The 12,613-nt window shown below is 31.9% G+C and carries 7 protein-coding genes and 1 pseudogene; 1 reads left to right on the top strand and 7 read right to left on the bottom strand.

The genetic code is table 11. The annotated features are described in order from the left end of the window. Positions 1–247 precede the first annotated feature (247 nt). Positions 248–4,222 carry a chitobiase/beta-hexosaminidase C-terminal domain-containing protein gene (locus LJY09_RS10760; RefSeq protein ID WP_228307729.1) on the top strand — a complete coding sequence of 1,325 codons (3,975 nt, stop codon included), beginning with the start codon at positions 248–250 and terminating at the stop codon, positions 4,220–4,222. Positions 4,223–4,399: 177 nt separating this feature from the next. On the opposite strand, the pseudogene LJY09_RS10755 reads toward LJY09_RS10760, so the two are convergent. From LJY09_RS10755 to LJY09_RS10725, 7 genes and pseudogenes are all read right to left on the bottom strand, one after another. Next, positions 4,400–5,519: pseudogene (locus tag LJY09_RS10755) on the bottom strand (IS3 family transposase). A gap of 134 nt (positions 5,520–5,653) precedes the next feature. Further along, on the bottom strand, positions 5,654–7,207 hold the full coding sequence (locus LJY09_RS10750) for a lipopolysaccharide biosynthesis protein (protein WP_228307728.1): 1,554 nt from the start codon (positions 7,205–7,207) through the stop codon (positions 5,654–5,656). 65 nt (positions 7,208–7,272) lie between these two features. Continuing rightward, positions 7,273–7,839 (bottom strand): acyltransferase, encoded by a 567-nt coding sequence (locus tag LJY09_RS10745; protein WP_228307727.1) that lies wholly within the window; start codon positions 7,837–7,839, stop codon positions 7,273–7,275. Between the two features lie 7 nt (positions 7,840–7,846). Beyond that, entirely contained in the window at positions 7,847–9,031 is a 1,185-nt protein-coding gene (locus LJY09_RS10740) for a glycoside hydrolase family 88 protein (RefSeq protein ID WP_228307726.1), read from the bottom strand. A 14-nt stretch (positions 9,032–9,045) separates the two neighbouring features. After that, entirely contained in the window at positions 9,046–10,233 is a 1,188-nt protein-coding gene (locus LJY09_RS10735) for a glycosyltransferase (RefSeq protein ID WP_228307725.1), read from the bottom strand. A 15-nt stretch (positions 10,234–10,248) separates the two neighbouring features. After that, entirely contained in the window at positions 10,249–11,439 is a 1,191-nt protein-coding gene (locus tag LJY09_RS10730; RefSeq protein ID WP_228307724.1) for a glycosyltransferase, read from the bottom strand. 13 nt (positions 11,440–11,452) lie between these two features. Further along, on the bottom strand, positions 11,453–12,613 hold the full coding sequence (locus tag LJY09_RS10725) for a polysaccharide pyruvyl transferase family protein (protein ID WP_228307723.1): 1,161 nt from the start codon (positions 12,611–12,613) through the stop codon (positions 11,453–11,455).

Here is a 12,613-nt window from a genome sequence, read left to right as displayed (position 1 = left end):
AACAATATAAACAAATTATATCTCATTTACATCAGATGTCAATAACTCAAAAGAAAATTTCAGATGATATTTTAATTAACGCATGCATTTACCGTAATTTAACAATAATTACCGTTTAGTCCAAGCAATAAGAGGAAATTTCGAATTTAATATTATAAGGAAAAAATAAAGATGAGCATCTCTTTTTATGCTGGAAACTTCTTTACTCTTTTTATTAAAGGTATAACAATTAACGGGGGGATTTGCATTGGCATATAAGATACAAATCAGCAGTAGTTTAAAGAAGGATTTACCAATTTTAGATATTGGGGAATTTGGATTATGCACAGATACAGCTGAATTATTTATTGGTTCTGATTCTGGTAATATCCAAATAGCAAATAAAAATGAAATTGGGCTTTTATCAGATTTAACAACTACCGATAAAGAAAATTTAGTTAATGCAATTAATGAAATAGAAAGAAAAATTAGTGACAATCACGGAGCTACTAGTTTAGATGAGTTGAGTGACGTAGATATATCCACATTATCACCTAAAAATGGGGATATTCTCAAATATGAAGCTGGCATTTGGAAACCAGCAACAAATTTATCAGGTACAATATCCTCATCTCCTTATGTAATTGAACTCAATAGGTGGAATATTAAAAACGATGGAACTTCTTCGAAAACTACTACCCAGGGTATCAATGATGCAATTATTTGGGCTAAGTCTCAAGGCGTTAACCATGTAATATTACCTAGTGGTTTTTATAAACTAAAGCTAAAACCATGGGTATGGCAAGATGCTGTTTCATTATCCTTCACATGTATTAATATGGTAAATGACCTTCACTTTGAAATGGCAGATGGTTGCATACTAGAATTAGAAGGTAACAGTTCTCCAGGCTACAGTATTTTTCAAGTTAAAGATGTTAAAAACGTAAAGATTTCTGGCGGTAAGATAATCGGAGACCGAAAAACACATTATTACGAAATTGGTGTGAAATTTGTTCGGGGTGGAATCAACCCTGATGGATCATTAAACGATAATCCTAATTTCATAAGAAGTGAAATAATTGATAGATTTAGGGATCCAGGACTTTTAAACAATTTCAGGCTATGGAAAATCGAAGGCATAGACGTATCCAAAGGTTATAGCTTTTATCAGTACAAAGACACAGTTTCTAATAACACATTAGTTGGTTTTAGAAATAACGGACAATTTGCTCCATCAGCACCAACAGGCAGAGGATGGCTCTTACAACCTAATATAGAAGCAAACAACAAAATGGTTTTCACTATTGATATTACTAATACCCCATTAACAGATAATCAAATTACGGCTATTACTGCGAAAGTTGATAATGAAAGATATACTCATGAATGGGGACAAGGAATCGAAATAGCAGGTTCAAATCATGTAGAAATTAAAAACACAGAGATATGTGATTGTACTGGAGATGCTGTTTCAACAGGTTGGTTACAATACCGAACTAATTCATCTGACTATACTCAGAACGAAATGGGACACCACATTTGGGTTCATGGTTGTGATATACACCACTGTAGAAGACAAGGTATTACTCTTGCTTCAGCAAACGATGTATACATTTATGATAATAAGATTCATCATATAGGTAAAGCAGACGATAATGTTACATCAGACTTTCGCAATGGAATCCCTCCCATGTTTGCAATAGATATTGAGTCTATGGTAGGTGAAAGCAACATACCATATAAACAGCCTTACTATAATAAAGATGGTTTAGAGCTGAACTTTAGATTATATATTTTTAATAACTACATTCACAATAATGAAAGAGGTCACTTTGTGAATGCAGATGGTAATCATATAACTTTAGAAAATAATACTTTTGAAGGTTGGAATGTCGGAGGCGTTAGTTCTTATCCTACAAATATGTATATAAAGTATTTAAATAATACTTTTGTTAACACAGAACTTATTGTATCGGGTGACAATTATGTAAATGGCTTAGTTGGTCAACAATCTAATCTTAGATTAATGGACGTTAGAGGTTCTGTTATCCAAAACGTACGTTTGAATAATGGTATCTTTTATGGAAATGCAAACTATGGTTATTTTGGTACACCTACAGTTGATGTTTCAACGAGTTCGTTTATTGTCAATAATCATGGTATGGGAAATACAGCTAAAATTTGTTTTGAACAATGGGTAGGAAAAGTTCCTAGCGATATTAATGTGGATAAAATATACTATGTAGTAAATCGTACTACTAATTCTTTTCAAATATCTGAAACCGAAGATGGACCTCCTGTCACATTTTATGATTCTGGGGAGTCGGGATTTAATGTTAGCCGATTTAATTATGGAAGGTGCTATATTAATAATGTCGTTATTGAAAGAGACTGGAATACTGGTGGAACAACACCAGGCTTTGCAGTAACTGCAGCAGGTAGCATTATTCAGAATGTCACAGTTAAAAATCATAGTGTAAGTATTAATGGAAACGGATCTAATATTTATGTAGGCAGGCCCCTAATAGTTGACGGTTTAACTATTATAGATGGCAGTGCGAATATTAAAGATTGCAATATATTGAATAGTCAATTCATCAGAAACAGAAACAAGTCAATTAGTCCTGACTTAAAATTTGGCGATACACCTTTTCCAGAGACAAGGATTAATATCAAGAACAGCCTATTTAGAAATATCGACGCAACTTTAATAAATTCTACCGTAGATAATTGTTCATTTTATAACGTAAAGCTTAGTAAAACTGACAACAACACCCAAACAGTTTTGAACCATTGCTATTTAGAAAATTCTATAGTTGATGGGTACTGGCTAGAACTAAAAAAAGGATATTTAATTACAAGATGTACTCTTCTCAATACAACTATGACTGTAAATAAAAATCCTGGAACAACCTTGTTACTAGAAAATATTGATATCACTAATTCCACAGCTGACCTTAACGCACCTAGCGTAACTGTTAACCCTAATGGCGGAATATATAATACAGATAAAATGGTAACATTAGTAGCAAATGAAGATGCAATTATTTACTATACCTTAGACGGAACGCTTCCAACTACATCTAGTATTCAATATTCTGCGCCCCTTAAACTTTCAAATCCCACTACCCTAAAAGTCATTGCAGTAGATGCTGCTGGTAATCAAAGTAAAGTTAAATCAATTCAGTTTAATATAGATAAAACTCCTCCAACCAATGTTACAAATTTAACTGCTACACCGTTTAATGATAAAGTTAATTTATCCTGGACAGCTAGTACTTCTAACGATGTATTAAACTATGAAATATATAATGGGGATACACTCATTGGGTCCGTTAACAGTACTACTTACACTGTTACTGGCCTTCTAGCTTCAACTCAATATTCGTTTACTGTTAAAACGATAGACAAAGCAGGAAACAAATCCTCTGGTATTTCTATTATAGTTACTACTTCACAAGATACTACACCGCCAGAAGAGATTTCAAACTTACTAGCGAGCAGTATCACTTCAGACTCGATTGGATTAACTTGGACTCGAAGCCCATCATCTGATATTGCATGTTACGAAATATACCAAGATAATGTGTTATTAAACGGAAACATTACAACTACAAATTACAGTGCAACTGGATTAAAAGCAAATATACAATATAAGTTGACTGTAAAATCAAAAGATATCAATGGAAATGTTTCTAATGGTATTAATATTACAGTAAAAACTTCAACCATATCCGCTAACTATGTAACAAATGGCCTTATTCTATATAAAAACAACCCTACTAATAATTCAATTGTGGCAAATCCAGATAGCTATTTTATGAACAATGATAAATTTACAATCTCATTCACTGCAAAAATCCCTAAATATGGTGATTTAATTAGTAGATATGAATTGGGTGGATCTCAAAATAAAATATTGTTAGAGCGCAATGGAAACAATGCTTTTGGATTCTCACTGTGGGGCGCTAGCTCTAACATATCAGTTACTTCTCCTCAGTATGCAGACGAATCTTTATATTATCACATTGCTGTAATAAGAACCCATACAACATTGTCAATGTATGTAAATAATATTAAAGTCTCCGAATCTGGAATAGCTAATAATTTTTACGCTAAACCTTCTTTCCTCCCGCTCATTATAGGTGATAAAGCAATATCTGTCTTATTTAGAAACATAGCATATTATAATAGAATATTAACTCCTGAAGAATTAGCCCTTAACTTTAATGCGCTTAAGTAATATGATTACATTTTTAATTTCCCTAAAATAATAATTCAAAAAGACTAGAATACCTTTAATAATTAAATCATTCTAGTCTTCTATATTTCTGCGATTATTTCTTTACTCTTTTCTTTTTTAATTTTGCCACTTTTTCTACAAACCATTATTTAGATACAATGGTATGTCAACACTAAACTAGACAGTTTTTTTAAGGTGTTTCATTTTGTATTGAATAGGACTCATATAATCAAGGGTTCCGTGGATACGCAAGTGATTAAACCAATGGACATAGTCTTGTAATTCCCTTGTTAATTCTTCTAGACTAGCGAAATTTCGCCCGTTCACAAATTCCGTTTTAATGATTTTAAAGGTAGCTTCAGCGACCGCATTGTCATATGGACAACCTTTCATGCTTAACAATCGTCCGATCGTAAATATCTCTAGTGCTTTATCTATGAGGTTATTTTTAAATTCATTTCCTCGGTCCGTATGGAAGAGCTGAATTTGATGAAGATTTGCTTTTATGGGTGCAAACGCTCGATAAACCAAGAGGGCATTCTTATTGGCTCCTACACTATAACCAATGATTTCTCGATTAAAGAGATCGACAAATACACATATGTAAGACCATTTTTTATCTACTCTTACATACGTGAGATCACTGACGACAACGGACAACACTCTCTCTTGCTTGAACCGTCGGTTCAATTTGTTTTTTGTTCGGATTCATTTGGTTCAGTAGAACGTGGTTTAAACTGAGCGACTGTGTAGATAGAAACTAAACCTTGCTCTTTCATGATGCGGCTAATGCGGCGTCTTGAGACAACTTTCCCTTGTTTCTTTAACTCATACTTAATTTTGCGTGTCCCATAAACCTGACGATTGGCATGGAAAATGTCTATGATGGCAGAGGTAACGTCATCTTCCGTCGGACGTTCCTTCGCTTCATAATAATACGTACTTCTCGGGAGTTGTAGGACTTTGCACATTGCTGATATCGAGTATTTGTGTTGGTTATTTTTAATCACTTTTACTTTCGTCCTAGTATCAGCGCGGCTTGCTTTAAAATATCATTCTCCATTTCTAATTGTTTATTTCGTTTGCGAAGCTCCATCAGTTCTTTTTGTTCCTCGGTCAGGTTATCTTTTTCGTTAAACGAACCAGATGTTTGACTTTGCTCTATCCACTTATCTAAAGACGAAGGAGTCAAGTCATATTCACGAATGATCTCTTTTCTTGGTTTTCCGTTCTGATACAGCTGCACCATCTGTTGTTTAAATTCCTTTGTAAATGTTCGACGTTCTCTTCTGGTCATTGTAGATGCTCCTTTAGTATGTTATCTGTAGTCTACTTGACCTTAAAAATTCTGTCCAACTGAGTGTAGCCTATCCAGTTTTTATTTATTACATACTATAATGATGAAATTATTATTACCGCTAAAACTAACATTTAACTTTTATAAGTAACTTTTTTATTTATTTTAAATCGTTCTAATATCGTTCCCATTATGTTTTTAATTATATTAAATAAATATTTGAACTCCTTGGTTTTGTAAAAAACTAATATATATATCGTATTAATAGTTATTAAACAGATAATCCCCTTTAAAACTAATGTTACGAAAGTGTCGGGTTCTATAAGACTCCACACTAAATTTGTCGTAAAATAGGTTCCTGTAGCTATAATTGTAAAGTAAAAATATCTTACGAAATACATTATTATGGGTTTATTAAATACTTTTTTATAGACTAAATAAGGTGTTACCCAAAAAGGCACGACTAGGGCACTAATAAGAGTTCCGATAAAAACACCTGCAATGCCTATGTGCCGAACCACAATAATTGAAATAACTAGATTAACAGCCGCCTGAAATAAAGGGGCAAACCTGTCTTCATGAAAAATTCCTGAAGTTGTTTTCACTGTAGAAATTGAATTTCTCATGCCTCTTTCATAAAAAATAATAATTAGTATTACTACTACACCTTTACTCATTAAAAATTCGGATCCTATCCAAATAGCAATGAACGGTTCTAACATGATTAGTAGCAAAATACCCAGAGTTGAATATAGCCAGAAGCTCAATAACATAGTTACTTTATAAATGCTATAAACCTTCTCTTTAGTTTCTTGTGCTATTAAATTCCCAACACTATGGTAAATATTACTGAAAACTTGATTTACGAAAGTCCTACAAATTTCTATTAGCATATTATAATTAGAGTACAATCCAACTGCTGTTACGCTGACAAATGTAGATATGATAATATTGTCAGTACCAAACACAAGATATGTTCCAATATTCTGCAAAACAATAGCCTTTATATTCCTAATAATGTTGATTTTAGTTTCGTTGTCTAATTTTCTAGTTACTTTATTTTTTAAAAATGGATACATTTTATTTACAATGGTGGCTAAAATGGTAGATGTAACTATTGTTATAAAACAATCTGCAGCTAAGTATAAAATAAAGTTTTTGGTATAATATAATATACCTATTTTAAGAGAAACAGATGCAATTGAAGATACAGCGTAGACTCCTGTCACCATATATGTTTTTTGGCATACGCTTAAAAAGTTATTTTTGTGTAAGTACAAGTATGGTAAAACAGTATTAATCAAAAAAATTAGATAGATCAAATGAATGTTTTCTACACTAGTACTCTTCGTAAAAAGTTCAAGAAAGGGCATAATAGATAGACCTACAAGCAATACAACTAAGGCAATCACCATATATGCTTTCTTATATAAATTCATTAGAACATTTATCTTTTCCTGATCATTTTCTGCTACTGGCTTATAAAGACTATAAACAATGCTTGAACCTACACCCGCTTCAGCTAATGCTAACATTGCCAGTATACTAGTGAACAATCCACTAATTCCTAGATATTCTACACCTAAATAATTAATAAATATCGTTCTTGAAACAAAGCTTAGTGAAGTAATAATAATTTGATTCCCTAAACCTGTTGCTATATTGATGATTGAGTGTTTAGTTCTCATTTTATCTCCTTTAGGTCCTACATATAAGAATTATAAACATATATCTATTCAATATATTTAGTAACCTACTTAACAAATCCTATTTTACTTTTCAGTTGTTCATACATACCCTTCTTATCATTATCTGATATATTTCCTTTTATTGTATAGTTACTGTCATATATATTGGTTACAGAATCATTAAGTTGTTTATTAATTTTAATTTTATATTCTTCTAAAGTAGATATAATTCGTGCCGGGTTACCAGCTACTACGCTATTTTCCGGGATAGATTTTGTTACTATGCTACCAGCAGCAACGATTGAATTTTCACCAATGGTTACTCCCGGCATAATTAAAGCTCGAGCACCAATAAATACGTTATCTTTTATACTAATGCTACTAATCTTTGTATAATCATTTAGCATCTTAGTGCTAGCATCATGTGCTAATAAATACGCTTCAGGTGCTATAGTGACATTGTCGCCAATTCGTATCAACCAACAATGAGAATAATCAAATATTACACCTGGCTGAATAGAACAATTATTTCCAACTCTCATTCCCATTCTAATAAGATCTTCTAACCATATTTCTTCTAGCAGAAATTTTTTAAATCTTGCTCTAAAGTAATTTTTAATTATTTTCAACATACAGTTTTCACTTCCTTAGAGTAGGAATAGCGTTTATCATTCTTATACAAAACCCTTGCGTAAATGGCAATATATTAAATAGCATTGCATATACCCCTATATCCTTCGTATCTCCTTGAGAAAAATCAACTTCTCCGTTTCTTCGTGTAACTGTCATTAGATAATTTATAGCTTTAGTAGTACTATCTAAACAATCTTTTTCAATTTCATCAATTTTTGAAGCATTAATTAAAAACCACCCTAGCGTAGCAGTAGTAGAAGAATCCGCTCTAGATTCACTTCTGGTAACTGTCCAGTTCCAACTACCATTTTTTTGCTGGAAGTTCATAATCGCTTTAGCAAATTTTATTACACTTTCTTCTAATTCCAATTTATATTTACTATCTGCCGGAAGCTCAATCCATGAATCTATAAGACCAATAGCAAACCACCCTAGCCCTCTTCCCCAACCGTACAATCCTAACGGTATTTTATTATCTACCTTATAGGCATGACACGGGATAGAGTATCTTTCTAACATGCCATATCGTTCGTACTCTTTAATTTGTTTTGCTGCTAAGTCTATGCATTCACCTTTATTGTATTTTGTTCCATAAGCAATTAAAAAAGGACATATGAAACCTATCGTATCTACATACCTATAGCTCGGCATAGATTTCCTATATTCAACTGTGCCTTCTTCGCCTATATGCTCTTTTATCATTTCCCATGTATAATCTAATGCTTTTCTGTACCTATCAGTTTCTATAAAATCCAATTTCATGACAGCATAAGCTAATATTGCCCCATCTACATGTACAGGCTTCTGTTTCCATTGACCAGCACTATCAAACTTGTTGTTTAAAAACTTTACTATCTCATTTTCAGTTCTGCGATCCTTTTTATTTTTTAAATATTCTGATAATCCCAATAATATAGGTGCCTCTTGCCAGTGCTGTATAGCACTTTTTGTATACTTTCCTTTTAACATATCTAATACAATTAAACGTGTATTATCAGTTACCTTTATCTTTGGAGTATCATTTAACCAACTAACTGCTTTCTCAGTAATTAATTTATTCCAGATGTTTTTATTGTCATATCTCCCTATATGAATCCGCCCCAACCAGTCTTTAAATATAGGAATAATATCTATTAGTATAACTATTACTATTAGAGTGATTACTAAAAATACACTTGTTTGAATAATCATTTCTATGTCCTTTCTTATCCTGCATTAAACAATTTATATAACTTTTCTATCTCAGACTCAGTTCCCAGCTTTTCGTTTGACAAATTGTTCGTTAGTTTCCCTCTTAAATAATCATCATCTAGTAATCTTTTGATTCCCTCAGCAATTGATGAGGATGTCATATTTACTATTAACCCCGTTTCCTGATCTTTGATTTGATCTTTAACTGTAGTAAAATTAGTTACTACAATTGGCTTATGAAGTATCTTTGCTTCATCAATAGCTATAGATTTGCCTTCAAACCTGGAAGGGTGAACATAAATATCTGCATCTTTTATGTATGGATATGGATTTTCTTTTAAGCCTAGTAGCATAAAGTTCTTTTGAAGACTGTAAGCTTTAATTAGCTTTTCAAGCTTATCTCTATCTTCTCCTTCTCCAATAACGTACCATTTTACTTTGTATCCACTATCAATTAAATTCTTACATGCTTCTACAGCCATCTCAAACCCTTTTTGATGGTGTAACCTACCTAATGAAACTAAATTTATCCCATGATATTTTATTTTCGAATCATTCAATGACATTTTGTTTATAACTTTCGGTGAAACAATATTATACATCACTTCAACTTTGTCTTTGTATACAGGAAACCTTTGTTTTAAAACACTAGCGCACTCTTCAGATACTGTAACGATATTATCCAGTTTATCGAAATATTTTTGATCAATTTCAGGATCCATTCCAAGCTTGTCATAATCATTATGAATAAATCCTATTTTCTTTTCTGCATTTACTTTGTCTATACAAAAATAAATAGGGGTTTTTTCCAGGTATCCAATTGCAACGTCATATCTCTTGTTTATTCTTTTTAACGAGTATGATAAATGTTTCCAAACTCTTTGTTCACACCGCACTCTATTTTTTTCATTTTGGAAAATAATCCCTGCTCTTATCCTTGACCAAGCTATATCAAATTTGCCTTGTTTTATGCAGCTTTTAACAGCCTCTTTTGCGGACATATCAAAATATTTATATCCAAAAGGCTCTGTTAGTAAATTAACTTGTGGAGGTATCTTAGAAAGAAAGAGTCCCTCATGTTTAAACAACAATAGATCCACATTGAACTGGGAGTAATTTATTGTTTCTAATAGAGAAATGAGAGCCTTTTCTGCGCCACCACAATTTAAATTATTCATTACAAATAAGATATTTTTTTTCATTAAGATGATCACCACCTATAATATTTCATACAATTTATGGATTTCTTCTTCTGTCCCTAACTTTTCTGCAGATAAATTTTTTATAATTCTTTCCCTGAACTTGCGATCCTGGGATAATTTTTCAACACCCGCAGCAATAGCATTCGAATCCAAATCTACAATTAAACCGTTTTCTCCATTATTTATTTGATCTTTTGCTGTTTTAAAATTAGTAACAATTATTGGCATATGAAGAATTTTAGCTTCGTCTATTGCAATAGATTTACCTTCGTACCTAGAGGGTTGTATATATATATCTGAGTTGCTTATATATGGATAAGGATTTTCCTTTGTCCCTAATAATTTAAAATTATTAGTTAAGCCACTTCTTTCTATTAAACCTTCTAATTGCTCTCTTTCGTTCCCCTCACCTAAAACACACCAATTTACTTTATGACCTTTTTCTATTAATAGCTTACAAGCATCTATAGCAATATCAATACCTTTTTCATGACTTAACCTGGCAATTGTAATGATATTAATATGATTTTTTTGATTAATAATATCATAATTTATTTCTGTGCCAGATAAACTTTTTATAATTCTAGGAGATACAATATTGTAGATAACTCTTACATTATCTTTTAGATGCATGAATGTTTCTCTTAAAGAATTTGCACATTCTTCAGAGACGGTAACGATATGATCTAGTTGCTTAAAAAATGGATTATCGTAACGATAATCCATTCCTGAATTTGAATAGTTTGTATGAATCCAACCAATTTTCTTTTTAGAATTTACTTTGTCGACTACAAAATAAATAGATGACTTTTCAAGATACCCAACAGCTACATCATATTCTTTTTCTAGGTTATCAAATGACGAACTTACGTATTTCCATGCAGTCTGTTCCGCTTTAGTAGAATTTTTGATTACTCTATTTATTAAAGTGAACATTAATCTAAAACATGCTAAATTAAATTGGCCAGCTTTTAAAAATAACTTTATGGATTCCTTAACTTCGTGTTTGAATTTTTTATAATTAGCGGGTAACTCTAATATATTAACCTCTTCGGGGATTGAATTTATAAATAAGCCAGCTTTATGAAATAGAAATAAGTCAACATTGTATGAATTATAATCAATTTGAGATAGTAAATTTACTAAACTTTTTTCTCCACCGCCAGCGGATAAACTTGGCATCACGAACAATATATTTTTCTTCATTTTACACCTCAGGTTACCTATTTAATTCATTTAAATAGTCAACTGCTTTATATGACATTTTTTGAATTCTTGGTACGGATTGCTGTAAATTTTCCCTTATTATCTCTTCTTCTTCCACCATTTGATCAAAATTAGCTTTTAACTTGACACTATCAGAAATATCATCGATTCCTAAAACTAATTTTTCTTCCCCGAAGAGATCTTTAGCAATTCCTTTCGACTTTACACTATACCCCAATACCATAGTAGGAACATAAGAAGAGTAAGCTGCTATTGTTGCATGCGTTCTTGCTCCAATAAAAAATTTCATTCTTGCTATATAACCTTTATATTGTATTGCGTTTAAATTCTCTGGCAATAACAGGACTCTTCCTGTATTTTTAAATTCTTCATAATAATTTTTTAAAACTTCATAATCATTATTTCCTTCTTGAATGACATGTGGAGTCAAAGCAATTGTTAAATCTGTAGTATTCAATATATGATTAATGAGAACTCGTACCGCTGCCCGAGACTGTTTATTTCTATTCCAAACAAGCGGACTAAAATTTAACCCTACTGTTTTTCCTTCTTTCCACCCTTCAGGCAACTCTAGCTCTTCTTTTTCCATTGTAAATGCAGGATCTGCACATAATTTAACATTTGTAAGCCCCTTATTTTTCAACATATTGTAAGTAAGAGTTTCCCGTGCTAGTATTAAATCAAATGATTTCAGGTCTTCTAGTTTTTGTGGTGATATGTCTTCTTCCCCAATAGAACATCCCCATAAAACCAATTTCTTTCCCTGCGCTTTTATTCTTCTATCTATTTCGTACCAGCCAGGTTGCTCTCCATAACAATAGTTATCTCCGCCGATGGACAAAAATACATCTATATTTTTTATATGCTTAATTATATTATGTTCAATTTTACCTAAAGCATAAGACTGGTCATTAAAAACCTTCACTTTAATTGAAGATAGTATCCAATCAAGTGAATATTTTTTTATGTGTTTCTTTGAACCATCATAAATTCCATCTAATTTAACTAATATTTTATCTGTCTCAGGCTGCCCAGACGCTAAATATATTTCTGTTCCATTTATTTTTTCTTTTATTATATCATTAGAAGACCTCACAATAGCTTCACACCCTCTATTAAGACTGCCATCATGGGCAAACATCATAACCTTCAT

It is taken from the genome of Priestia sp. J2 (assembly GCF_020790095.1).
GTDB classification, from domain to species: domain Bacteria; phylum Bacillota; class Bacilli; order Bacillales; family Bacillaceae_H; genus Priestia; species Priestia zanthoxyli.
This window is presented reverse-complemented; position numbering and strand designations above follow the sequence as displayed.